Here is a 24364-nt window from a genome sequence, read left to right on the forward strand (position 1 = left end):
CTTTTTTCGGGATTGCTTATCGACGCCCGGAGGGGCTGGTGCCGAAAGTCTCGCGGAAGCGGCGCGAAAAATGCGACCGCGAGGCATAACCGGCGGCTTCCGCCGCAGCGATGGCCGATGCGCCGGATGCGATGGCGTTCTGCCCGGCTTTCAGCCGCTCGCGGCGGAGCACCGCCCGGAACGATGTCCCCTCGGACGACAGCCGCCGTCTCAGAGTCGAAGCCCCGATGCCAAGCTCTGCCGCCACCTCGGCAACGCTCCAGGCCTCCGAGGGCGCCGTAGCGATCAGCCAGGCGATCTCTTCCGAGAGGCTTTGGCGGAAAAGCGGCCGGGCTTCCGGCAGGGGCCGGAGCAGCGCCAGCACTTCCGTCATCCGTAACCGCTTGATGGTTTCGGAAACGGCGCCATCGGCAATCGTCGCAGCCGCATGGCAGAGCGCCTCGACCAGATCCTCTCCGAGCGGCAGGCCGAAACAGCCGGTCGCCCCGCCTTCCAGCCGCTCGGCGGTCGAGAGCGGTGCAATCCCTTCCGGCAGGCCGGCCACGTCGAGGCGCAGCGCCACGTAATATCCTGTCGCTTCGTCGGGCGCGTTCACCGCATCCAGCGCCACCCCCGCAGGCAGCACGAAGACGGATCCCGGCCCGAAGGCCTGCATGCGGTCGCCAAGCCAGACTTCCTTCTGGCCATAGACCACGATGCCGACCATCGGATGTTCGAGCTCGAGCGCCTTCACCTTCTCCCGATCGAAGCAGCAATAGATGAAGATCTGCTCGGCATATTCGTTCATGCCGGGCTTCAGCTTGCCGGCCACCATCGGCCGCAGCCGGTCGAGCAGGCGGCGGGAAAGATCGGGAAGGCGTTCTCTGAGGACAAGGTTCATGGGGACACTATAGCGCATGATGATGAGCGAAAAATATCCCCGCTGAGCGTTTCGGGCTCAAGTCGGCAGAAATCCGGCACGGAGAGGCATATGATACAGGGCAGAAAGCGACGGCTTCAACAAAGGACCCCTTCCATGAAGACTTTCGCTTCGCTCATCACCACCGCCGCGGCATTGCTGGCACTCTCCGCTCCTGCCAAGGCGGCTCCAGATCTCGAACTCTGGCGGCTCGATTGCGGCACCGTGCAGGTCAAGGACATGTCGATCTTCTCCGACACCTTCGCCTATGCCGGTGAGCACGGCACGCTCACCGACAGCTGCTACGTCATCCGTCACGACAGCGATTACCTGCTGTGGGATACCGGCCTGCCGGCCGCCCTCGTCGGCCAGAAACCCGACCTCAGCCAACCGCTCGCCGTGGCGCTGGACGCCGACATCCCGAGCCAGCTTGCCAAGATCGGCATCAAGCCGGAGCAGATTGCCACGATCGGCATCAGCCACAACCATTTCGACCATCTGGGCCAGGCCGCGACCTTCCCGAGAGCAAAGCTGATGATCGGTGCCGCCGACTGGGAGACGTTCAAGAAGAAGCCGCTGCCCTTCGGCGTCGATGCGACGCTCGTCAAGCACTGGCTGGACGGCAAGGGCAAGGTCGATCCCGTTTCCGGCGACCGGGACGTCTTCGGCGACGGTTCCGTCATGATGCTCGCCATGCCGGGTCACACGGAAGGCGAGACGGCCCTCCTCGTCAAGCTGCTGCAGAAAGGCCCGATCCTGCTCTCCGGTGACGTCGTGCATTTCGAAAAGCAGATCGACAATCGCGGTGTGCCCGGCTTCAACGCCGACCGCGCCGAAACGCTTGCCTCGATGGAACGCCTGACAAAGATCGCCGACGGCCTGAAAGCGACGCTGGTCATCCAGCACGACCCGAGCCACGTTTCTCGCCTGCCGGCATTTCCGGCCAGCGCGAAGTAGGCGATAGCGCGCGGTCTGAAACACAGCGTCCATGAAACGCCACTGGCGCATCTCGCGCCGGTGGATATATTCCGCGGGAAGCCGTCCCACTGGCTCACTCCCGCACCCGAGGAATATCCGCATGGCCGACCTTTCCGCCTTCCCCATCACCTCCAAATGGCCCGCCAAGGACCCGAGCGTACTGCAGCTTTATTCGACGCCGACGCCGAACGGCGTGAAAGTTTCGATCATGCTGGAGGAGATCGGCCTGCCCTACGAGCCGCACTTCATCAATATCGGCGAGAACGAAACCTGGGGGCCGGAATATCTGGCGCTGAACCCGAACGGCAAGATTCCGGCGATCATCGATCCGAATGGCCCGGACGGTAAGCCGCTCGGCCTGTTCGAGTCGGGCGCCATCCTGATCTACCTCGCCGAAAAGACCGGCAAGCTGCTGCCTTCGGATGCCGCCAAGCGCTACGAGACGATCCAGTGGGTCTTCTTCCAGATGGCGGGTCTCGGCCCGATGTTCGGCCAGCTCGGTTTCTTCCACAAGTTCGCCGGCAAGGATATCGAGGACAAGCGTCCGCGTGACCGTTACGCCAAGGAATCCCATCGCATCATCCGCGTGCTTGAAACCCGGCTTGAAGGCCGCGACTGGATCATGGGCGACGATTATACGATCGCCGACATTTCCATGCTCGGCTGGGTGCGCAACCTTGTCGGCTTCTACGGCGCCGGTGAATTCGTCGAATACGACCAGCTGAAGAACGTGCCGTTATGGCTGGAACGCGGCCTCGCCCGCCCGGCCGTTGCCCGCGGCCTGGACATCCCCAAACGTCCGGCCTGAAACTCTAAAAACGCCTGACAATATCACGGCGTCACGCTATCTCCTTGTGCGTCACAAGGAGATAGCCATGCCGAAACCTTCCCTCCCGCTCGAAGGAACCTGCCGTTGCGGTCAGGTTCGCCTGAAGATCAGCGCCCAGCCGCTTTTCACCGCCGCCTGCCATTGCCGCGGCTGTCAGAAGATGAGCGGCAGCGCCTTTTCCTGCACGGCTGCCGTCCCGGCCGCCGGTTTCGAGGTTATCCAGGGTGAACCGGTGATCGGTGGCGTGCACGGTGCCGAAATCCAGCACTACCATTGCCCGAATTGCAAAAGCTGGATGTTCACGCGGCCGGTCGGTATGGATTTCGTCAATGTGCGCCCGACCATGCTCGAAGACTATTCCTGGTTCGCCCCGTTCGTCGAAACCTACACGTCCACTAAATTTCCCTGGGCCGAAACGGGTGCCGCTCACAGCTTCCCGGAATTTCCGCCGATGGAGAGTTTCGGACCGCTGCTGCAGGAATTTGCCGAGCGCGGCTGATTTTTTAGATAACGCCTGTCGGCTCCGCCAGTTCTCCTTCGTCCTCGGTTCGGCTCCAACGGAACCGACAACCACGAAGGAGGAATTTTCATGGATACGACTGCTCAGGCGAGCGAAACCAAGGCACCGTCCCCGGTTCTCGGCGGGATCGTGCCATACCTGCAGGTCGATGGCGCGATAAAGGCTGCCGAACTCTACCAGAAGGCCCTAGGCGCCAGCCTGGAAGACTTTCACCCCGTCGATGAAAAGGGGCGCACGATGCATGTGCACCTCTACATCAACGGCGGCTCGGTCATGCTGAACGATCCCTATCCGGATTATGGTCACCCTTACGAGGCGCCGGCCGGTTTCACCGTGCTTCTGCCGGTAGTCGATATCGACATGTGGTGGAAACGCGCCATCAATGCCGGCATGACCGTGGTCATGGATCTGCAGGTGATGTTCTGGGGCGACCGTTATGGCCAGCTGCGCGATCCGTTCGGGGTCATGTGGTCGATGAACGAGCCGGTAAAAAGCTAAGGCCTATAACCCCATCGTGACTATCCGTGTCCAGGTTGCCGGCCGGCATTAACCGGTCGGTTACCCTGCGTAAGGCCAATGAAGACCGTCCGGCCATGACCGCCCGACGAAAACTGCGGCTGATCGATGAAGACCATTACCATTCTTGCCACCGCGCTTCTGGCGCTTTCCCTGCCCTTATCGTCGGCCGTGGCGCAGGGAGATGGAGAGAAACCCACTTTCAGCGCCGGCTGGAAGAAGGGGCGCGAAACCGGTTTTCCCATACCCCGATTCGTTTCGCTGCGATCCGAAAAGGCCAACATGCGCGTCGGCCCCTCGACCGACTACCCGACGAAATGGGTCTACTCCGTCCGGGGCCTGCCGCTGGAAATCACCGAGGAATATGGAAACTGGCGGCGCGTGCGGGATCAGGAGGGCGTTACCGGCTGGATGCTGGCGCCGCTTCTCTCCAGTCGCCGGACGGCGGTTGTCGGACCCTGGCTGACATCGCCTGTGGCACTCCATGCATCCGCCTCGGCAAAAGCCAGAACCGTCGCAACACTTTCTGCCCGCGTGCGGCTGGAGATCGCTCATTGCGACGGTAAATGGTGCAGGGTGACCCTTACCGAGCGCCGCATCAGCGGCTTTGTCGAACAAAGCGCGCTCTGGGGTGTCTATCCCGGCGAGACCGTCGAGTAACGAAAGCTCAACGCACCACGAAGCAGTTCATCGATTTCGCCTGCAGTGCCGCACACGCGCGGCCTGCTGCGCCGGCATCGGCAAATCCGAGAAGCCGTGCGCGAAAATACTGCTTGCCGCCTTCCGCGTAATTTTCAACGCTCGGCGCCAGTCGGCCGTAATTTCCCGAAAGCACCGGCAGTGCCTGCTCAAGCAGAGCAGTGGCGGCTTCGCGTGTGCCGGCAGCGGCGATCTGGACGCCGACGATCGGGCCGACAGGCTGCTGTACGATGGGCTGCTGCGGCTGAGCTGTGGCATAAAGATTGGTCATCGAGGCGCGGGCGGGCGCCGCTGCCGTGCCGAGAGTGATTTCCTTGCGCGGCGTCGGTGTCGGCGTGGCCATGGCGAGTGCCGCTGCGGCGCCCTCACCCGGACGCTTCTGCTCTTCGTAGGCGACGAGCGCGCCATCCGCCGGAGCGCCGTTGCCCGGCACATACTGGTCGAGAAGCGCAGCCATCCGGTCGTCACGGATGCGTGCCGTTTTGCCGCCCATCACCACGCCGATATAACGGCGGCCGTTGATATTGACCGCGCTGGCAATGTTGAAACCAGAGGCCTTGATGTAACCCGTCTTGACGCCGTCCATGCCCGGATAACGGTACATGAGGTTGTTGTGGCCACGCAGGCGCTTGCCGCGGAATTCCATGTTCTTGGCCGAAAACATTGCATATTCGCGCGGGAAATCGCGGATCAGCGCCAGCGCCAGCACCGCCATGTCGCGGGCCGTGGTCACCTGCGCATCGTCCGGCAGGCCGGATGCATTCTTGAAGACGGTGCGGCTCATGCCGAGCGCCCGTGCCCGCTTGGTCATCATCTCGCCGAAACGCTCTTCCGTGCCGGCAAAATAATCGCCCATGGCAGCCGCCGCGTCATTGGCGGAGCGCACGATCATGCCGTTGACCGCCTCGCGCACCGTGATCGTCTTGCCTTCCGGCACGCCGAGCTTGGACGGAATCTTGGACGCCGCATTCGGAGTGATGAGGATGTCCTGGTCCCAGCTGATCCGCCGATCGCGCAGCGCCTCGAAGGTCATGTAGAGCGTCATCATCTTGGTGAGCGAGGCCGGATGATTGAGCTCGTCCGCGCCGTCCTGCGTCAGAACCTTGCCGCTTTTCACATCATAGATGAAATGCGCGTAATCGGCTTGTGCCGTCCTGCCGAATGCCAGGCTCGCCCCCAAAAGGACAATCCACGCCACAACCCGCGAAATCCGAAACATCAGGTACCCTCTAGAAGATCGGCGGACAATATGACACCAAAGATGGTGCGAAAATGACGTACGTGAGTTTTTGCTCAAGTTTTTATCGCGCACCTGTCAAAACAAGAACTTAGGACGTCGTCAGCGTGCGCCGCACGGCATCCTTCCAGCCCCGGATCTTGGTGGCGCGGGTCTTTTCGTCCATCTCCGGCTCGAAGCGACGCTGCCGCGCCCAGCTTTTCGCGAACGCCTTCCTGTCGGGCCAGACGCCCGCACTGGAGCCCGCAAGCCAGGCAGCGCCCAGCGCCGTCGTCTCCAGAATGGTCGGCCGGTCGACCGGCGCGTCGAGCAGATCGGAGAGCCGCTGCATCGTCCAGTCGGACGCGACCATGCCGCCGTCGACACGCAGAACCGTATCGCCGTTCGAGTTCTTCCAGTCCTTCTGCATGGCGTCGAGCAGATCGCGGGTCTGGTAGCAGACCGCCTCCAGCGCCGCGCGGGCAAATTCCGCCGGGCCAGTTGCGCGGGTCAGTCCGAAGATCGCGCCGCGCGCTTCTGCATCCCAATGCGGCGCACCAAGCCCCGTGAAGGCCGGCACGAGATAGATATCCTGATGCGGATCGGCATCGGCCGCCAGATCGCCGGATTGCGACGCCTTCTCGATGACGCCGAGCCCGTCGCGCAGCCATTGCACGGCGGCACCGGCGATGAAGATCGAACCTTCCAGCGCATAGGTCGTCTCGCCATCCAGGCGATAGGCGATCGTCGTCAGCAGCCGTTTCTTCGAGCGCACCATGTCGGCGCCGGTATTCAGCACCGCAAAGCAGCCGGTGCCGTAGGTGGATTTCAGCATGCCGGGCTCGAAACAGGCCTGGCCGATCGTCGCCGCCTGCTGGTCGCCGGCGACACCGAGGATCGGGATAGCCGCACCGAAAAGGCTTTCTTCGGTAGTGCCGAAATCGGCGGCGCAATCCTTCACCTCCGGCAGCATCGCCGCAGGCACGCGCAGGATCTCCAGAAGGTCCTCATCCCATCGATTCTCGCCGATATTGTAGAGGAGTGTGCGCGACGCATTGGTCGCGTCGGTGACGAAACTCTTGCCGCCGGTCAGGCGCCAGATCAGGAAGGTGTCGATCGTCCCGAAGCAGAGTTCGCCCTTGGCCGCCCTCGCCCGCGCGCCCTTCACGTTGGCAAGCATCCAGGAAAGTTTCGTGCCGGAAAAATACGGATCGAGCAGCAGGCCGGTGCGGCGGGTGAAGAGCTTTTCGAGGTCCTGCTTCTTGAGCTTTTCGCAATAGCTCGCCGTGCGGCGGTCCTGCCAGACGATGGCGTTATGGATCGGCTTGCCGCTTTCGCGCTCCCAGACCACGACCGTCTCGCGCTGGTTGGTGATGCCGATCGCCGCGATATCCTTCGCCTCGACACGGGCTTCCTTGAAAGCCTGTTTGACGGACCACAGAACACTTTCCCAGATTTCCTCCGGATCATGCTCGACCCAGCCGGATTTCGGGAAGATCTGGGTGAATTCCTTCTGGCCGATGCCGGCGATCTTCATGTCGCCATCGAAAACGATCGCCCGGCTGGACGTCGTCCCCTGATCGATCGCCAGAACATAACCCGCCATGCCATTCCTCCTCTTCGCACGTCGGCTGTTTTGAGCAGAAGCAGCGGGAGGGGTCAAACAAAATTGGCCGGCAAAATGATCAAGGCCGGGCGGAAGAGGCCTAACCCGGTTATCCACCGCGCTCTCCCAGAAAGATAAAATTTTAACGATTCGATTTACGCCCTCTTCGGGAACCGTGCCTAGCTTCCGGCTCGCTCGAACTGTTCAGAAGGGAGGTCGGAATGAATCCGATATCGTCAACTGTCCTCGGCGTCTTCAGCACGTCGCTGACGGTCAAGGTCTTCACCATCTGCTTCGTCTCCGTGCATGTGCCGCTTATCGTCTTTATCGCCTACCTGGCCAGCGGTTTCGAGGCCCGCCCAGGCCCGGTCCTCGGCCTGTTGATCGGCGCCACCGTCGTCGGCACCGGCATGTGCCTGTCATCCCTCTGGTGGCTGATCCGCCCGCTACGCAATCTCGTCGCCGCCGTAAAAACCTATCACGTCGACAAAACCCCGATCCGCATGGACCTGCGCCAGCGTGACGAGATCGGCCTCCTGGCAACCGCCGTCACCACCATGGTGGCGGAAATGGAAACGATGGTGCATCGCCTTCGCCATCAGGCAATGACCGACCCGCTGACCGGGCTCGGCAATCGCCGCTGGCTCGGCGAACGCACGGCAGAGGAGCTCGCCCGTGCCGATCGCCAGTCCGAACCGGTATCCATCGTTGTTTTTGACCTCGACCGCTTCAAGGCAATCAACGACAATCACGGCCACGACGTCGGCGACAAGGTTCTTGTCACGGCGGCAGAGGTGATCCGAGGCTGCATCCGCTCCGGCGATCTTGCAGCCCGCATCGGCGGCGAGGAATTCTGCATCCTCATGCCCCGCGCCGGCCGCGCGGAAGCGACCGCGATCGCCGAGCGGCTGCGTGAAGCACTGGCGAGAACCGAAGTGAAACCGCTGCCGCCCGGCCGCATGACCGCAAGCTTCGGCGTCTATCAAGCCCTTCCCGGTGATGGACTGCAGCAGATGCTCCGGATGTCCGACAAGGCGCTCTACGAAGCAAAAGCCTCCGGCCGCAACTGCGTGCGGCAAGCCTATCAAGAGACGGAAAATCAGCCCGACTTTTGGACGAAGAAGGCTTGACCCCGAAGCCGCGGCACAAGGCAAATCCGGAGAGGTTCATCCTCATCCGGATGTACCTCACACCATGCTAATTCATTCAGAATACAGATTTTTCAGCCGCATCCCACCTTTCTGCAAGATATGCGGAACTCCTACTCAAAATTGTATGTCGCCAGCTCTCACGTGATCTGGCGGCCCACCATATTTGTTGCTACGTATGGCTGAACACCACCTGCATTCGCATAGTTCATGATAAAAGGTTCAGCATGTCGTCTAGCGTGAAAATGAAAGCCGGAACCAGAGGTAACGACAAGATCACCGCTCTCCCTGGCGACATCGTCGATGGCGGCGCCGGTAACGACATCATCACAGGCGCCATTGGCGCAACGATGCGCGGCGGCGCAGATACCGACAAGCTTATTTTCAGTGCAGAGGGGCAGAAACAGGCGATCAAGCTCACGCTGACGGAGCAATTGAAGGGCGACGTCACGCTACTGCCGAAAACGGTCATTTCCGGATTTGAGCGCTTCGATTTCACGTTCGGCAGCGGTGCCGACACGCTTGATGCAAGAAGCGCTGGATTTGTTGTCAGTAAAGGCATTGAGCACGACAGATTTTCTGGAGGCGCGGGCAATGATACATTGCTCCTGAATGGAGATAATTACGGGAATTTACAAATCTTCGAATTTGAAAATATCAATATAGACTTATCAAAAATAAAAACTGCAGCTTCATTCAACGGAGCGACACTTAAGTACGGTAATTTTAACGGAATTATCTGGGATGCGTACAATCTCACCCTTCGGGGCGGATTGGGGAACGACAAGATAACGAATATCGGGTTCGACGGACTAGCCAAGATTTATGGTGGCGCGGGGAATGACGAGATCGGTTGGTCGAGCAATGGCGATGACAACTCATTTGTCGGCGACATTTTTGATGGCGAATCCGGCAACGACGTCATATACGGCCATAAGGGAGCCACAATGCGTGGCGGCAGCGGCTTGGATGATCTCAGGATCGGATTGGGCGACGCCAAGGATAATATCTATTTTCGCCCGGCCGACCAACTTACCTCGGAGCTGACGCTCGCTGAAAACACCAGGATAAGCGGTTTTGAACATTTCAACGTGAATCTTGGGCAGGGAAATGACACCCTCGATGTGAGGGGAATGCATTTTGGTACAAGGTTTTACACCGGTTCCACGGCCGATGACTTTTTCAGCAATTTCTCGGGAGGCTCAGGAACCAATACGATCCTATTGGACGCTTCGTTTTCGGGGTACATCTCCGTCTATTCTTTCGAAAAGATGAAAGTCGACTTTTCCGGCAGCGATATCCCTGTGGTCGTCTCGAGCGGCAATGTTGAATTTAACGGCTCCTCGGTCAACGGATTTAGGGGATCGCTCGACTTTATGGGAGGACGAGGAAACGACAATGTCGATGCAGGCTACGACAACGACCGATTGAATGGCGGGGGAGGTGCGGATATCCTGCATGGCTTCGGTGGAAACGACACCTACATCATCGACGCCGATGACGAGGTATACGAATACGGCGACCACGGCATCGACACCGTCCAGATTTCCACCAGCTATCGCCTCCTCCAAAATTTCGAGAACCTCACGTTGACTGGTAAAGCCTCGATAAACGGCACCGGCAATCGCGAAGACAATGTCATCAAGGGCAATAGCGGAGACAACATTCTCGACGGCTTGGAAGGGTTAGACACGCTCATCGGCGGCGCGGGAAACGACACCTATAAAGTCGACGCCCTTGGGGATGTGATTATCGACAGTTCGGGTGTCGATAAAATCTCCGCGTCCGTGAGCTACTCGCTTGAGAAATATCTGGACATCGAAAACCTGACGCTTGCCGGAAGCGCCAATATCAACGGGACGGGCAATGCCTTATCCAATACGATATTGGGAAACAGCGGGAACAACACGCTGAACGGCGGACTTGGCGCCGACATCCTGAACGGCGGCACCGGCAACGACAGATATATTCTGGGTGCGGAGAACGATACCGTCATTGACGCCGCAGGCACAGATACGATCATCTCGACGATCAGCCGTTCTCTGGCTTCATACGCGACGATCGAAAACCTGAAGCTTGAAGGGACGCAAAACCTGAAGGCGACCGGCAACAATCTCAAAAACACCATCTGGGGCAATAGCGGCGACAACATTCTCGATGGCGGACTAGGCAACGACAACCTGATCGGTGGCAACGGTAACGATACCTATGTTCTGGGAGCCGAACACGACATCGTCACGGAAGACGGCGGCATCGACACGATTACCTCCACGATCACCCGCAGCCTCAATGATTATCGGCAGGTGGAAAATCTGAAGCTTCTCGGCTCGGCCCATATCAATGGGTCGGGTAACCATCTGGATAATGCGATCTGGGGCAATACCGGGAATAACCGATTGTCGGGAGGTGACGGCCGCGACCATTTGTTTGGAGGCGTAGGTAATGACACTCTCGCGGGCGGTAACGGCAACGACATGCTGGTAGGTGGTGCCGGGGCCGACAGTTTCGAGTTCAATACCAAACTAGGCCTGGCGAACATCGATGAGATCGGTGATTTCGATACTTCGGAAGATTTAATCCAACTCAAACGCAGTTGTTTCGCAGAAGTCGGGGCAATCGGAAAACTCTCCAGCTCCGCGTTCTGGACAGGAACAAAAGCCCATGACGCGAATGACCGCATCATCTACGACAAAAGCACTGGCAAGCTTTTCTACGATGCAGATGGCACAGGAGCCAAGACTGCGGTGCAATTTGCAATCCTCGACAAGAACCTGCCTCTCAGCTTCGCCGATTTCGACATCATCGCATAACGGATAAGGCGCATTCCATATGGATGCCGACTAGGCTAAGCGCAGACCTGTTGTCTGCCGTTGGCCTAGTCGGACATCTCAAACAGGTCAGGACCGTTTGCCGATGATGGCAAAAGAGCGCCCGAGACCGTTGCCGCGGGCGCCCCTCTCCTCAGATCGCGCTGAATCTGTTTAATCAACCGGCCTTGAGCGCCGTGTTGCACAGGCTCCAGTAGCCGCCGCCCTTCTGGATCCACTTCAGGTCTTCCAGCGTGCCGGCTTCCTTGTTGGCGCGGTAGTTGTCGACGCAGGTGTGGAGACGCTGGCGGGCCGGGGTTTCGGTGGCGTATTTCTTGTCGACCACCTTCGGGAACTTGACGCCCTTCGGAGCCTTGACGGTGGCAGCAGCCTTTTCCGGCTCCTTCTCGTCCGTCTTGGCGATGTCGGCTTCGTCTTCCTTGTCGGCGGCCGCCGCATCGGCGCCGCAGTTCTTGGCGCGGAAGTCGTTCCACTTCACGTCCTTGGCCGAACCATCGGCCTTGGCAGCCTGATACTTGACGCTGCATTCCTTCATCGTCAGCGCGCTGGCGGGAGAAGACATGGCGAGTGCCGCAAGGAGCGTGCCGGCGGCGACAATGGTCAGTTTTCCATACATCTTCGTGTACATGGGGATTTGCCTGAAGCTAGGTTGCCAAAAGGGTTTACGCCTCAGAATCATGCGCCTGAGGCATTCAGAAAGTGCCTGGATGCCCCCGTCAGGACGGGAGAACCCCGTTCGGGCTTGCCTTGTCCACTGCGTGCGGCAGATGCTGGGCAAGAAGCTGCGGCAGGCTGTCGAGATCGACGCCGAAGGCGTTCGCGAGGCCGCGCAGTTGTTCGTTGGACAGAGCGGATTTGATCTGCTCCGGAGAAACCGGCAGGTTGCCGCCCGTACCGATCCAGGATTTCACCTGATCGCCGAGCCCGGCCTGCTGAAGCTGGTTGAGAATTCCGTTCACGCCGCCGGCGTTCTGGAAGAGATCTTCCGCCACGGCGAGAATATTGATCGGCCGGCCGTTCAGCGCGTCGGTCACAAGACTGCCAAGACCATCGAACAGACCCATTTCATCCTCCCGGAAACCTGTCCGCACTTAATAAATCCTTCATATCACTTCGCGTTTTGCCTGTCATCACGGATCGATGACGTGATCGTTGGTCGGAAAGCCCGCATTCCAAGTCCCCGATTGCCAGCCCGACCGATTTTCGCATAACCTGCACGAGAGTTTGCGGCGCACAAGAACGCCATACTGCAGGGAGATTTGCGCATGACCGGAACCGTTCCCAAGGTCGCCCCCAGAACCGTCGTCGTTACAGGCTCGACCAGCGGCATCGGGCTCGGCATCGCCAGGGCTTTCGCAGCCGAAGGCGCCCATGTCATTACCAATGGCTTCGGGCCGTCCGATGCGATCGAGGCGACACGCCGGGAACTGGATACCCTCGGCTCCGGCACCGTCCTTTACCACGGCGCGGACATGACCAAGCCGGCCGAAATCGACGACCTGATCGGCACGGCGGTCAGGTCTTTCGGAACGGTAGATGTGCTGGTCAACAATGCCGGCATCCAGCATGTGGCGAAGATCGAGGAATTCCCGCCGGAAAAATGGGATCAGCTGATCGCCATCCTTCTTTCTTCCGCCTTCCACACTATGCGCCATACGATCCCGCTGATGAAAAAGAGTGGCAAGGGCCGCATCATCAACGTCGCTTCCGCGCACGGCCTCGTGGCTTCGCCCTTCAAATCCGCCTATGTCGCGGCCAAGCACGGCATTATGGGCCTCACCAAGACCGCCGCCCTCGAGCTTGCCGAATTCGGCATTACCGTCAACGCCATCTGCCCCGGCTATGTGATGACCCCGCTGGTGGAAAAGCAGATCCCCGATCAGGCGCGCGAAAAGGGCATTAGCGAAGCTGAAGTAAAAGACCAGATCATGCTGCGGCTGCAGGCGACCAAGGAATTCGTCGCAATCGAGGAAGTGGCCGCGACCGCGATCTACCTTGCAAGCGATGCGGCAAGGAGCGTCACCGGCACACATATCTCCATAGACGGAGGCTGGACCGCGCAATAAGATGCGCGGTTAAAGACTTTAAAGCATGTCGCGCAAAGCGTGCCGCGGTTTCGCAGCAACGATATGCGAGCGGCAAAAGAGCTAAGGCGCATGCAGCGGATCTGAAGGATCGCGACGCGCTTTCAGGCCGGAAACGGCAGACGAAGGAGAGAAATGAGCGAAGCCATCCGCTTCATATTGAACGGAGAAGAGGTCACATTCAAAGACTTCGGTCCTACCGAGACCCTTCTCGACTATCTGCGCCTGAAGCGGCGGCTGACGGGAACCAAGGAAGGCTGTGCCGAGGGCGATTGCGGCGCCTGCACGGTGCTGGTCGGCCGCCTGACGGACCAGGGTCTTCGCTACGAAAGCGTCAATGCCTGCATCCGCTTCATGGGCTCGCTGCACGGCACCCATGTCGTCACCGTCGAGCATCTGGCCGGCAAGGATGGCGCACTGCATCCCGTACAGCAGGCGATGGTCGACTGTCACGGCTCGCAATGCGGCTTCTGCACGCCCGGCTTCGTCATGTCGCTCTACGGCCTTTGGCTCACCACCGAACGCCCGACCCGGGCCGAGATCGAAAGCGCATTGCAGGGCAATCTCTGTCGCTGCACAGGCTATGAGCCGATCGTCAAGGCGGCCGAACAGGTCGCCGCCAACCGCCCGAGTTCGCTGTTCGATCCGCTGGAGCGCGACCGCATCCAGATTATGGCGAAACTCTGGGCGATCCAGGCGGAGAACGACACCATCGTGGTCGAGAAAACCGAGACGAACGGGACGGCGCGTTCCATCGTACCCGGCTCGGTCGCGGCATTCGCCGATATCCTGGCCGAAGAGCCGGATGCGACCATCGTCGCCGGTGCCACCGATGTCGGGCTGTGGGTCACCAAGCAGATGCGGGTGTTGAACCCGGTCATCTTCATCAACCACCTGGGCGAACTGCAAACCGTAGAAACCTCGGAAACCGGCGTCACCATCGGCGCCGGCGTCAGCTATACCCAGGCGCTGCGCACGCTTTCGACCGAAATCCCCGCCTTCGGCCGGCTGATCGACCGTATCGGCGGCCAGCAGGTGCGCAATATGGGCACGATCGGCGGCAATATCGCCAACGGCTCGCCGATCGGCGACACACCTCCGGCGCTGATTGCGCTGGGCAGCGAGCTGACGCTGCGCACCCATGCCGGCCGGCGCACTATTCCGCTGGAAGACTATTTCATCGCCTATGGCAAGCAGGACCGGCTGGCCGGCGAATTCGTCGAAAGGGTATTCGTGCCGCGCCCGGCCGAAGACAACCACTTCGCCGTCTACAAGATTTCCAAGCGCCGCGACGAGGATATTTCGGCGCTGTGCGGCGCCTTCTATCTGGCGCTCGACGGCGACGGCAAGGTGGCGATGATCCGCATCGCCTTCGGCGGCATGGCGGCAACGCCCAAGCGGGCGAAACACGTCGAGGAAGCACTTCTTGGCCAGGTCTGGAACTGGGACCTGGTTTCGGCGACGCGGGACGCATTCGACGAGGACTACCAACCGCTGTCGGACTGGCGCGCGACGGCCGAATACCGCAGCCTGACAGCCAAGAACCTCCTCACCCGTTTTTTCCTGGAAACCGCCGGCCAGAGCCACGAGCTGCGGCGGTTTGAAGTGGAGGAAGCGTGATGTTGGGGGCGTCATTTCAGAATAATGCAACGGTGAATTGGCACGGGAAGCGGCAAGGCACCCTCCAAATAATCTCCCCCCTTGAGGGGGAGATGTCACTGAAGGTGACAGAGGGGGATGGCAACGTTCCCGCTAAGTACAAGTTTGCGGATGTGCCCCGCCATCCCCCCCTCTGCCCTGCCGGGCATCTCCCCCTCAAGGGGGGAGATCGGCTTGCGGAGCTCTCCATCCGCCTCAATCACCCTCGCACCGGAGGGACCCTCTGATGGACAAATCCACCTTCGAAACCAAACCGATCATCAACGGCCGCATGCATGTCTCGCTGAAACATGATTCAGCACACAAGCATGTCACCGGAAGTGCCGAATATATCGACGATATCCAGGAACCGATCGGCACGCTGCACGGCGGTCTTGGCCTCTCCGACCGGGCGCATGCCGAAATCGTCTCGATCGACCTTTCCGCCGTCAAGGCCGCCCCCGGCGTCGTCCATGTCCTGACCGCTGCCGATATCCCCGGCTTTAACGACGTCGCCTCCACCGGCCAGCATGACGAGCCGCTGCTCGCCACAAACAAGGTGGAATTCCACGGCCAGATCATCTTCGCCGTCATTGCCGAGACCCGCGACCAGGCCCGCAAGGCGGCAAAGCTCGCGAAGATCGAATATAACGACCTTCCCCACTGGACCGATATCGACAGCGCCCGCGAAAACGGCGGCAAGCTGGTCGTCGAGCCGATGACGCTGAAGCGCGGCGAGCCGGAAACGGAAATCGAAAACGCGCCAAAACGCATCCAGAACCACATGTATATCGGCGGCCAGGAGCATTTTTATCTGGAAAGCCATATCGCCATGGCGATCCCTGGCGAGGATGACGAGGTCACCATCTGGTCCTCCACCCAGCATCCGAGCGAAGTGCAGCACATGGTGGCGCATGTGCTCGGCTGCGCCAACAACGCCGTCGAAGTGAAGACCCGGCGCATGGGCGGCGGTTTCGGCGGCAAGGAAACCCAGGGCAACCAGTTCGCGGCACTTGCGGCGGTGGCCGCCAAGAAGCTGAAACGCGCCGTCAAATTCCGCCCGGACCGTGACGAGGACATGTCCGTCACAGGCAAGCGGCACGATTTCCGCGTCGATTACGACGTCGCCTTCGACGAGGAAGGCCGCATCCAAGCGGTCGACGCCACCTATGCGGCCCGCTGCGGTTTTTCCGCCGACCTGTCCGGCCCGGTCACCGACCGCGCGCTTTTCCATGCGGATTCCAGCTATTTCTATCCGCATGTGCATCTGACCTCGCAGCCGCTGAAGACGCATACGGTCTCAAACACCGCTTTCCGCGGTTTCGGCGGCCCGCAAGGCATGCTCGGCAGCGAGCGGATCATCGAGGAAATCGCCTATGCCGTCGGAAAAGACCCGCTCGAAATCCGCAAGCTGAATTTTTATGGCCAGCCGGGCTCCGGCCGGACGCTGACGCCCTATCATCAGGACGTCGAGGACAACATCATTGCCCGCCTCGTCGAGGAGCTGGAGACCTCGTCCGATTATCAAGCGCGGCGGCAGGCGATCCTTGAGTTCAATGCAGCGAGCCCGGTCATCCGCAAGGGCATCGCCCTGACGCCCGTAAAATTCGGCATCTCCTTCACCATGACCGCCTACAATCAGGCCGGCGCGCTGGTGCATATCTATAATGACGGTTCGATCCACCTGAACCATGGTGGCACCGAAATGGGCCAGGGCCTCTATACCAAGGTGGCCCAGGTCGTGGCCGATACGTTCCAGGTCGATATCGACCGGGTAAAGATCACCGCGACGACGACGGGCAAGGTGCCCAACACCTCCGCCACTGCTGCCTCCTCCGGCACCGACCTCAACGGCATGGCCGCTTACGACGCCGCCCGCCAAATCCGCGAACGGCTGATCGACTTCGCCTGCCGGCAATGGAAGGTGAACCGCAGCCAGGTCGAGTTTCTGCCCAACCGCCTGCGCATCGGCAGCGAGATCGTCCCCTTCGACACCTTCATCCGCGCCGCCTATTACGACCGCGTGCAACTCTCGGCCGCCGGCTTCTACAAGACGCCAAAGATTCACTGGGACCGTAAGGCGGGCCGCGGAAGGCCGTTCTATTATTTCGCTTACGGCGCCGCCGTCTCGGAAGTCTCGATCGACACGCTGACCGGCGAATACATGGTCGACCGCGCCGATATCCTCCACGACGTCGGCAAGTCACTGAACCCGGCAATCGATATCGGCCAGGTGGAAGGCGCCTTCGTGCAGGGCATGGGCTGGCTGACGACGGAAGAACTCTGGTGGGACGCCAAGGGACGCCTGCGCACCCACGCCCCCTCCACCTACAAGATCCCGCTCGCCTCCGACCGCCCGAAGATCTTCAACGTCAAGCTCGCCGAATGGGCGGAAAACGCCGAACACACGATCGGCCGCTCCAAGGCCGTCGGTGAACCGCCCTTCATGCTGGCGATCTCTGTGCTGGAAGCGATTTCCATGGCGGTGGCGAGCGTGGCCGATTATGCGGTCTGCCCGAGGCTCGACGCGCCGGCGACGCCGGAGCGGGTGCTGATGGCGGTGGAGCGGTTGAAGAGTGAGTAGCGGTCGGCGAAGCCGAAGCAATTGATCCAGTGAACCAATTGCAGCTACGAACGCCCTGAGCCCATACAAAAGACCGGTCGGTCAATAAGACTGAACCTCGGGAACCGTGATGATCTACAAGCGCAACGAACTCGGCTTCATGATCGAGCCGGATTTTCACGATGGCTATCTGACCGGTATCCGAACGTTCGACAAGACAGTCGAACTGACGATGAAGCACCTGGTCAAAGGCGCCTTCCAGATACTCCTCCTGGAGGTTGAAGAACTGCAAGCCGATGAATTCAAACTGGGCAACATCGTCATGAATGTCAGGCTAACCAGCGGCACCCGCCCGTCACCGGAAGACTTGAGCATCCTCCATCCTCACCCGCATCCGGCGGTGCCGAAATATGTGCATGATCAACATGCCGATTTCAGAGAACGACAGATATCCAGAATTGCGCAGCGGGAGGTCATCCTGTTTCAAATGTCAGCGAGCTATGGCTGCGACCTTTCCGCCATTTGTAAAAAAGTCGAAATTCAAACGCTCGAAACCCACTGACGGTACAACATGAATATACGCTCCGAAGGCCCCGGCGACGAAGATACAATCTACGAGCTGACACAGGCTGCTTTCGCGCCGATGCCCTATAGCTCAGGTACCGAAGGCCCGATCATCCGCGCATTGAGGGCCTCCGGCGATCTCACTCTGTCGCTGGTCGCGGAGGAGGACGGCGTCATCGTCGGCCATATCGCGTTCTCACCCGTCTCTATTGGCGGCATGTCCGGTAGCTGGTTCGGCCTTGGACCAATTTCCGTCAGAGCGGATCGGCAGAAACAGGGGATCGGCAAGGAGCTTATCCGCGAGGGTCTGACGCGGCTGAAAGCCATGGGCGCAAAAGGATGTGCCTTGATCGGCAATCCGAATGTCTATCGAAGCTCCGGCTTCGAAGCGGATGGACAGCTTTCCTATGGCGATCTCGACCGGAAATATATCCAGCGAATTATATTTTCCGGTTCGACTCCAAAGGGCGAGTTGACCTATTCACCGGCTTTCGACGTCACGCACTGAGCCTCACGGCACCCCATCCTGATGCGGCAGCGGCACGTTCGCCACCTTCGACCTCTGCCATGGAAACAACCCCAGCACCATCGTGCAACCTAAAATGATCACCGCCGCGCCGACAAACTGCACCGGCGACAGCGGCTCCTTCAGGATCACCGCGCCGACCAGCACGGCCACCACCGTCACCACGAACTCGACGCTGATCGCCTTGGTCGCGCCGATCGAGCCAACGAGGGTGAAGTAAAGCACATAGGTCGTGGCACTCATCACGCAGGCGGAGACCAGAAGATAGAGGATATCGATCGCACCAGGCACGCCCGGGATCGGCACTACGACGAGGAACGGCAGGGCGATCAGGCCTCCGAACAGGAAGGAGCCGGTGGTCACCTCCCAGGAGCCGGCGTGCTTCAACTTGTGGCTGGCATAATTGCTGCCGAAGGCCGCGAAGAAGCAGGCGCCGAGAGCCGCCGCACAGCCAAGGATGAATTCACCCGTCACCGGCACCGCCGGAAAGCCGACCAGCAGCACGATGCCGGCCACGCCGAGCGCGAGCCCCAGCAAGCCGCTCGGCCGCATCTTTTCCAGCCCCCAGACCTGGCTGATGACCATGGAAAACAGCGGGATGGAGGCAACGATGATCGCCGCCATCGCAGTGCCGATCAGCGGCGTCGCATAGGAAAGGCCAAGCAACTGGCCCGCCACGGTCGTGGCGCCAACCACGAAGAACGGCCACCATCCGGCGCTGAAATCGAGCCGCCGGCGGGTAATCTTGGCCAGCAGGAACAGCGTGGCGCTAGCGACGAAGGCGCGGATCGACACCGCCGCCACCCAGCCGAAAGCGGCCACCACCTTCAGGACGACGAGAAAGGACAATCCCCAGGCAGTGGCGAGGAAAATGTAGATGGCGAGATCGCGAGGCTTCATGGATGTCTTCGGTTTCGGATGGGAATGCGCGGATTGGACGTTACAGGTCGAAACATCCTTGGGCAGGCCTATATGCGTCGCGGCTGTAACGAGCGGCGATGGCGAAAGCAAGCGCATCCGGAGACCGTTGCAACGACCTCTCCGGTTTGGCGTTACAGGCTTTGACCACGGGAGGAGATGATCATGGATTTTTCCAGCCTGAAGCCCGCAGCCGAACTCGCCAAGCTCAGACAGCCACCCTTTCCCGGCGAAAGCGCCGATTATGCCAAGGCGCGGCAGGATCTGCTGAAGGCGGAGATCGAGTTCCGCCGCCAGATGACGAAGCTGACCGAGCAGCGCATGGCGCTGCCGCCCGGTCCGGTCATCGAAAAGGATTACCGCTTCAAGGACGAAACCGGCGCCGAGCATCGGTTGATCGATCTGTTCGACGGCAAGGATGCACTGGTCATCTATTTCTGGATGTACGGCCCGCAGCGGGAGCGCCCCTGCCCGATGTGTACCAACTGGCTGGGTTCGGTGAATGGCAATGCCGCCGATATCAAACAGCGCGTCGCGCTGAAAATCATTGGCCGCAGCCCGGTCGATCGCCAGCTTGCCTTCGCAGCCGAGCGCGGCTGGAAGGATCTCGATTTCGTCCAGACTGTCGGCGACGATTTTGCTCGCGATCTGCATCTGCTCAACGATGACGGCAGCGAGAACCCGGTTTTCGGCGTGTTCAAGCAGGACGGCGACAAAGTGCGGCTGTTCTGGGCCGCCGAAATGCCGATGGAGGCGGCCGATCCCGGCCAGGACCCGCGCACCGCCCCGGATATTGCCTCGCTCTGGTCTATGCTCGACCTGACACCCGAAGGCCGTGGCACCGACTGGTATCCGAAGCTCAGCTACTGAGCGGCTTGGTGGCTTGGTGGCTTACGAAGAAGGGCTTGAAAGCCACAGGATTTGGTGTGCAATCTGACGATATGCACGACCACCTGCCACTTGCCGCCTTCATCGCCCTCCATCCGCGCGCCATCCTGATCGAGATCAGCCAGGCAAAGGGATCGACGCCGCGTGAAGAAGGCACGTTCATGCTGGTGTCGAACACGGCCATCTGGGGCACGATCGGCGGCGGACAGTTCGAATATATGGCGATCGACAATGCCCGCGCGATGCTCTCCGGCAGCGGCATGCCGGTGATGGACATCCCGCTTGGCCCGGAGATCGGCCAATGCTGCGGCGGTCGCACGAAGCTTTCGTTTAGGCCGGTCACATCAAAGGTCGCCGAACGGCTTGAGCGAAAGCTGCGCAACGAGCAAGACGAAAGGCCGGCGATCTTCCTGTTCGGTTCCGGCCATGTGGGCCAGGCGCTTGCCAAGGCACTGTCGCCCCTGCCCTTTGCCGTAACCGTGATCGAAACGCGTTCCGAGGCGCTGGAAGACCTGCCCGATGATGCGGCGAAACACCTGACCGCCATGCCGGAAGCCTTCGTCAAAGCCATCCCGGCCGGCGGTGCCGCGATCATCCTGACGCATGATCATGCGCTGGATTTCCTGATCGCCAGGGAAACGCTTGCCCGCCAAGACCTCGCCTATGTCGGCATGATCGGTTCGCTCACCAAGCGTGCGACCTTTTCTCATTGGCTGAAGCGCGAGGGCGGCAATGATGCGATGCTGTCCCGCCTCGTTCTGCCGATCGGCGGCGATACGGTGAAGGACAAGCGCCCGGCCGTCATCGCGGCGCTGGTCGCCGCCGAGTTGCTGGAGACCTATGCGGCAGCGGAGCAGCAGGCTTCAAAGCGGCAGGTCTCGAGCCTTTGAGCGATGCCGCCCGTTCCAGAAGGCAGCCTCGCGATCGAAGGGAAGGCCTTCGGCAAATCCGACATCGGCATGTAACTCCTCCGGCAAGGCCGGCGCCCGGCGCGGGCCGCGCCTGACAACCCGCAGAAGGAAACGGCCGAGCGATCGCCAGAAGCCATCCAGTCCGCTGGACTGCAACGGATCGGGTTTCAGAGACACGGCTTGAGCGTTTGCGGACAGCATGATTTGCTCCACATCCATAAATAACATTGCTTGCGTGAGATGATGAATGCGCCGGATTGCCGGCGATTTCCAATTCAATTACGGTAGGCCACGATAAAGAGAGCTTATCGATGAAATTGTCGCGTCGTTTTCCATTGAATGCACTTAGGGTCTTCGAGGTGGTCGCCCGCCTTGAAAATTTTACCCGCGCGGCGGAAGAGCTGGGCATGACCCAGACAGCCGTCAGCTATCAGATCAAGCTGTTGGAAGATTATCTCGGTGACGCGGTGTTTCTCCGCAAGCCGCGGGCGCTGCAACTAACGGAAACCGGCCGCAATCTGCTGCCGAAAGTGGCCGAGGCTTTTTCCCTTTTGTCGGAAGCAATGCAGGAAGCGCGCGGCACGACGGAAGAGACATTGGAAATCTACTCCCCGCCGACCTTTGCATCTCATTGGCTGGCACGGCATATCGGCGAATTTCAGCTTGAACATCCGCATATTGCCGTGCGGCTCGTGCGCAGCGATGCCCACGACGGGGAATATCCGCAACCGACCGATGTGGCGATCCGCATTGGGGCAAACCCTTGGGACGGCTTGATCTGCCATCCGATATTACGCCTGACCTATGCGCCCATGCTCAATCCGCAACTCGCCGAAAGCGTTGGCGGCATCGCGACGCCCGCCGACCTGATGAAGCCGCCATGGATTTCGAACGGCAAGGGCCTTTGGAACGACTGGTTCCAGGCCGCTAGCCTCGATCCGGTCGGCATCAGGCAGATGCAGCTCGACGTATATGGGGCGCTGGACCTTGAAGCGAATGCCGCGATCGCCGGCCATGGCGTCGCAATGCTCAGCCCCTTTCTCTTCAAGGCGGAACTGACCTCGGGTCGCCTCGTGCAGCCTTTCGATCTCGCCCTCAGCGATACCAAGACCTATTGGCTTTGTTACCCACCAGCGCGCAAGAATGCGGGGAAGGTCAAAGCCTTTGCCGCCTGGATCCAGGCGGCCGTAGCTCGTGAACTGGCACTGGCGCCGGGCCAGCTCGCCCCGCCCTTGGCCTGACGCTCTTCGCATCGCCTACAGGCTTCGTTGAGTATAGATCATCCGGGCCACTCGGAACGAACCTTCTTCCGGAGCACCGCGCCGGTCCCGTCCGTCGAGCATGCCGACATCGCGCTGCCAGCTTTCCGGCATCTCTTCCATCTCGACGCTGTTTTGATGCTTCCGGAGCAAGCGATTAAACAGTTCAGCCAGAGAGACATGCGGAAAAAGCCGCCCGAAATGCATATGGGTTACCGAAAACATTGTTGACCTCCAACGGGATAAACCCGTTTCCATAGGTTCGTTGTGGAGGTAATGTGCGCCTCGGGATGACGGTTATCCAATCGAATAACCGTATCCATGCATCAAGAGAACTCATCCATGAAAATGTCGAAACAGTTCCCGTTGAATGCCTTGCGGGTGTTCGAATCCGCCGCGCGGCAGATGAGTTTCACCAAGGCCGGCGAGGAACTGGGGCTGACCCAGACCGCCGTCAGCTATCAGATCAAGCTCCTTGAAGACACACTGAAGGAACAGCTTTTCCTGCGTCGTCCGAGGCAGGTTTCGTTGACCGAGGCCGGCGAGCGGCTGGCGCCGAGGCTGACGGAAGCTTTCGCCATCATGGAAAGCGCCGTTTCGAGCCTCAGCAATGCCGCCGAAAGCACGCTGATCGTTCATTCGACGGCAACCTTCGCCGCGCAATGGCTGGCGCGGCACCTTGGCGCCTTCCAGCTCGAAAACCCCGGCATTGCCGTGCGGCTCGAAACATCGCAGGACATGATCGATTTCAGCCGCGCGCAGGCGGATGTCGCGATCCGCAGCGGCAAGGGCGATTGGCCGGGCCTCAACCAGCATTTCCTGATGCGCAACCATTTCACGCCGATGCTGAGCCCGGATCTGGCCGCCACGATCGGCGGCGTGAAAACGCCGGAAGACATCCTCAAACTGCGGATCATCGATCCGGGCGATCCGTGGTGGCCGTGCTGGCTCGCCGCGGCGGGATTGCCCGATGTCGACCTGACAGGCCGGCCGGTGAGCAAATACGGGGTGCAGACGCTCGAGGCATCCGCCGCGATTGCCGGGCAAGGCGTTGCGATCCTGCAGCCGGAATTCTACGCCGCCGACATCGCGCTCGGAAGGCTGATCCAGCCGTTCGACATTCTCGGCAACGACGGCAGCGACTATTGGCTCGTTTATCCGGAGGCCCGCAGGAATTCGAAGAAAATCCGCGCTTTCCGCGACTTTCTTCTGAAAACCATGCCGGCCTCCGGATAACAGTCGGTTTTTAATCCGCCGCATTCCTGGACGAAAAACCGCCTGCGCTTCGAACTCTTAGTAACTCATATCCGGCGCATAAAAGCAGCGCAGGGTATCCTCGGTCGGATAGAGGCAGATGTGATATTCCTCGTCCTGGCTGCGTCGCGCCTGGCTCTGCTGCATCATGAAATGATGCGGCTTGGTGATCATTCTATGATCGCCGGGTCCGAGCGAGATGTCATAACCATCCTTGGTGACCTTGACGTTTTTCGTCGAGATCATCTGACAGTCTCCGGTATGGTTGTCGCCGTTGCAGCAGAAGCCGTCATATTTCCATGTGACCCCGCTCGGGCTGTGCGCCTCGTGCGCTTGGGCCGGAACGGATACGCAGGACGCGTACGCAATCATCACACCTGCTACAATACCACGCATATTCCTGGGCATGAGCTTAATCTCCGTTGATGAATGCCATTCAACGGCGAGCGTGCCACGCAAAACCCCGGCACCCGCCGGTCACTTGCAATTGTCACGATACGTGAGTCGCCTTAGCCGGCTAA

The 24364-nt window shown here is 60.2% G+C and carries 25 protein-coding genes; 16 read left to right on the forward strand and 9 right to left on the reverse strand.

Going from position 1 to position 24364, the window contains the following annotated elements:
- Positions 1-16 precede the first annotated feature (16 nt).
- Complete coding sequence (locus KX729_RS16845) at positions 17-880, reverse strand: helix-turn-helix domain-containing protein (protein WP_219743614.1); 864 nt, start codon at positions 878-880, stop codon at positions 17-19.
- Between the two features lie 135 nt (positions 881-1015).
- Here KX729_RS16845 and KX729_RS16850 point away from each other — a divergent pair, with 135 nt between their 5' ends.
- The 5 genes from KX729_RS16850 (at position 1016) to KX729_RS16870 (ending at position 4401) form a co-directional block, all read left to right on the forward strand.
- On the forward strand, positions 1016-1855 hold the full coding sequence (locus KX729_RS16850; RefSeq protein ID WP_219743615.1) for an N-acyl homoserine lactonase family protein: 840 nt from the start codon (positions 1016-1018) through the stop codon (positions 1853-1855).
- 121 nt (positions 1856-1976) lie between these two features.
- Complete coding sequence (locus KX729_RS16855; protein WP_219743616.1) at positions 1977-2684, forward strand: glutathione S-transferase N-terminal domain-containing protein; 708 nt, start codon at positions 1977-1979, stop codon at positions 2682-2684.
- A 67-nt stretch (positions 2685-2751) separates the two neighbouring features.
- Positions 2752-3204 (forward strand): GFA family protein, encoded by a 453-nt coding sequence (locus KX729_RS16860; RefSeq protein ID WP_219743617.1) that lies wholly within the window; start codon positions 2752-2754, stop codon positions 3202-3204.
- A gap of 90 nt (positions 3205-3294) precedes the next feature.
- Positions 3295-3723 carry a VOC family protein gene (locus tag KX729_RS16865; RefSeq protein ID WP_219743618.1) on the forward strand — a complete coding sequence of 143 codons (429 nt, stop codon included), beginning with the start codon at positions 3295-3297 and terminating at the stop codon, positions 3721-3723.
- A gap of 126 nt (positions 3724-3849) precedes the next feature.
- On the forward strand, positions 3850-4401 hold the full coding sequence (locus tag KX729_RS16870) for an SH3 domain-containing protein (protein WP_219743619.1): 552 nt from the start codon (positions 3850-3852) through the stop codon (positions 4399-4401).
- A gap of 7 nt (positions 4402-4408) precedes the next feature.
- Here the strand turns inward: KX729_RS16870 and KX729_RS16875 are convergent, their stop codons facing one another.
- Both KX729_RS16875 and glpK read right to left on the reverse strand, forming a co-directional pair.
- Positions 4409-5659 carry a D-alanyl-D-alanine carboxypeptidase family protein gene (locus KX729_RS16875; protein WP_219743620.1) on the reverse strand — a complete coding sequence of 417 codons (1251 nt, stop codon included), beginning with the start codon at positions 5657-5659 and terminating at the stop codon, positions 4409-4411.
- Positions 5660-5768: 109 nt separating this feature from the next.
- Positions 5769-7262, reverse strand: coding sequence for a glycerol kinase GlpK (gene glpK / locus KX729_RS16880; RefSeq protein WP_219743621.1), 1494 nt, complete (start codon positions 7260-7262; stop codon positions 5769-5771).
- A 221-nt stretch (positions 7263-7483) separates the two neighbouring features.
- On the opposite strand from glpK, the gene KX729_RS16885 reads away from it, so the two are divergent.
- Positions 7484-8392: a GGDEF domain-containing protein gene (locus KX729_RS16885; RefSeq protein ID WP_219743622.1), complete on the forward strand. Its 909-nt coding sequence runs from the start codon at positions 7484-7486 to the stop codon at positions 8390-8392.
- Between the two features lie 245 nt (positions 8393-8637).
- The gene (locus tag KX729_RS34265) at positions 8638-11220 is read left to right on the forward strand and encodes a calcium-binding protein (RefSeq protein ID WP_219743623.1); all 2583 of its coding nucleotides are present in this window, start codon (positions 8638-8640) and stop codon (positions 11218-11220) included.
- A 175-nt stretch (positions 11221-11395) separates the two neighbouring features.
- On the opposite strand, the gene KX729_RS16895 is transcribed toward KX729_RS34265, so the two are convergent.
- Positions 11396-11854 carry a hypothetical protein gene (locus KX729_RS16895; RefSeq protein WP_219743747.1) on the reverse strand — a complete coding sequence of 153 codons (459 nt, stop codon included), beginning with the start codon at positions 11852-11854 and terminating at the stop codon, positions 11396-11398.
- A 100-nt stretch (positions 11855-11954) separates the two neighbouring features.
- Positions 11955-12302 carry a YidB family protein gene (locus KX729_RS16900; RefSeq protein WP_219743624.1) on the reverse strand — a complete coding sequence of 116 codons (348 nt, stop codon included), beginning with the start codon at positions 12300-12302 and terminating at the stop codon, positions 11955-11957.
- A 201-nt stretch (positions 12303-12503) separates the two neighbouring features.
- On the opposite strand from KX729_RS16900, the gene KX729_RS16905 reads away from it, so the two are divergent.
- The 5 genes from KX729_RS16905 (at position 12504) to KX729_RS16925 (ending at position 18595) form a co-directional block, all read left to right on the forward strand.
- Positions 12504-13304: a 3-hydroxybutyrate dehydrogenase gene (locus KX729_RS16905; protein WP_219743625.1), complete on the forward strand. Its 801-nt coding sequence runs from the start codon at positions 12504-12506 to the stop codon at positions 13302-13304.
- Positions 13305-13457: 153 nt separating this feature from the next.
- On the forward strand, positions 13458-14942 hold the full coding sequence (xdhA, locus tag KX729_RS16910; RefSeq protein ID WP_219743626.1) for a xanthine dehydrogenase small subunit: 1485 nt from the start codon (positions 13458-13460) through the stop codon (positions 14940-14942).
- 265 nt (positions 14943-15207) lie between these two features.
- Positions 15208-17544, forward strand: a complete 2337-nt coding sequence (gene xdhB / locus KX729_RS16915; RefSeq protein WP_219743627.1) for a xanthine dehydrogenase molybdopterin binding subunit — start codon at positions 15208-15210, stop codon at positions 17542-17544.
- Positions 17545-17653: 109 nt separating this feature from the next.
- Positions 17654-18085 carry a hypothetical protein gene (locus KX729_RS16920; RefSeq protein ID WP_219743628.1) on the forward strand — a complete coding sequence of 144 codons (432 nt, stop codon included), beginning with the start codon at positions 17654-17656 and terminating at the stop codon, positions 18083-18085.
- Positions 18086-18094: 9 nt separating this feature from the next.
- Complete coding sequence (locus KX729_RS16925) at positions 18095-18595, forward strand: GNAT family N-acetyltransferase (protein WP_219743629.1); 501 nt, start codon at positions 18095-18097, stop codon at positions 18593-18595.
- A 3-nt stretch (positions 18596-18598) separates the two neighbouring features.
- On the opposite strand, the gene KX729_RS16930 is transcribed toward KX729_RS16925, so the two are convergent.
- Positions 18599-19513 carry a DMT family transporter gene (locus KX729_RS16930; RefSeq protein ID WP_219743630.1) on the reverse strand — a complete coding sequence of 305 codons (915 nt, stop codon included), beginning with the start codon at positions 19511-19513 and terminating at the stop codon, positions 18599-18601.
- Positions 19514-19696: 183 nt separating this feature from the next.
- Here KX729_RS16930 and KX729_RS16935 point away from each other — a divergent pair, with 183 nt between their 5' ends.
- Both KX729_RS16935 and xdhC read left to right on the forward strand, forming a co-directional pair.
- The gene (locus KX729_RS16935; RefSeq protein WP_219743631.1) at positions 19697-20401 is read left to right on the forward strand and encodes a DUF899 family protein; all 705 of its coding nucleotides are present in this window, start codon (positions 19697-19699) and stop codon (positions 20399-20401) included.
- Positions 20402-20472: 71 nt separating this feature from the next.
- On the forward strand, positions 20473-21309 hold the full coding sequence (gene xdhC, locus KX729_RS16940) for a xanthine dehydrogenase accessory protein XdhC (protein WP_219743748.1): 837 nt from the start codon (positions 20473-20475) through the stop codon (positions 21307-21309).
- Here the strand turns inward: xdhC and KX729_RS16945 are convergent.
- Complete coding sequence (locus KX729_RS16945; RefSeq protein ID WP_219743632.1) at positions 21283-21531, reverse strand: hypothetical protein; 249 nt, start codon at positions 21529-21531, stop codon at positions 21283-21285. The genes xdhC and KX729_RS16945 overlap by 27 nt on opposite strands.
- A 110-nt stretch (positions 21532-21641) precedes the next feature.
- On the opposite strand from KX729_RS16945, the gene KX729_RS16950 reads away from it, so the two are divergent.
- On the forward strand, positions 21642-22571 hold the full coding sequence (locus KX729_RS16950) for a LysR substrate-binding domain-containing protein (RefSeq protein ID WP_219743633.1): 930 nt from the start codon (positions 21642-21644) through the stop codon (positions 22569-22571).
- A 15-nt stretch (positions 22572-22586) separates the two neighbouring features.
- Here KX729_RS16950 and KX729_RS16955 read toward each other — a convergent pair whose 3' ends face one another.
- Positions 22587-22814: a hypothetical protein gene (locus KX729_RS16955; protein WP_219743634.1), complete on the reverse strand. Its 228-nt coding sequence runs from the start codon at positions 22812-22814 to the stop codon at positions 22587-22589.
- A gap of 96 nt (positions 22815-22910) precedes the next feature.
- Between KX729_RS16955 and KX729_RS16960 the strand changes: the two genes are divergently transcribed.
- Positions 22911-23825 (forward strand): LysR substrate-binding domain-containing protein, encoded by a 915-nt coding sequence (locus tag KX729_RS16960; RefSeq protein ID WP_219743635.1) that lies wholly within the window; start codon positions 22911-22913, stop codon positions 23823-23825.
- A gap of 57 nt (positions 23826-23882) precedes the next feature.
- Here KX729_RS16960 and KX729_RS16965 read toward each other — a convergent pair whose 3' ends face one another.
- Positions 23883-24239, reverse strand: a complete 357-nt coding sequence (locus KX729_RS16965; protein WP_219743749.1) for a hypothetical protein — start codon at positions 24237-24239, stop codon at positions 23883-23885.
- Positions 24240-24364 lie beyond the last annotated feature (125 nt).

The organism is Neorhizobium populisoli (genome assembly GCF_019430945.1).
GTDB classification, from domain to species: domain Bacteria; phylum Pseudomonadota; class Alphaproteobacteria; order Rhizobiales; family Rhizobiaceae; genus Neorhizobium; species Neorhizobium populisoli.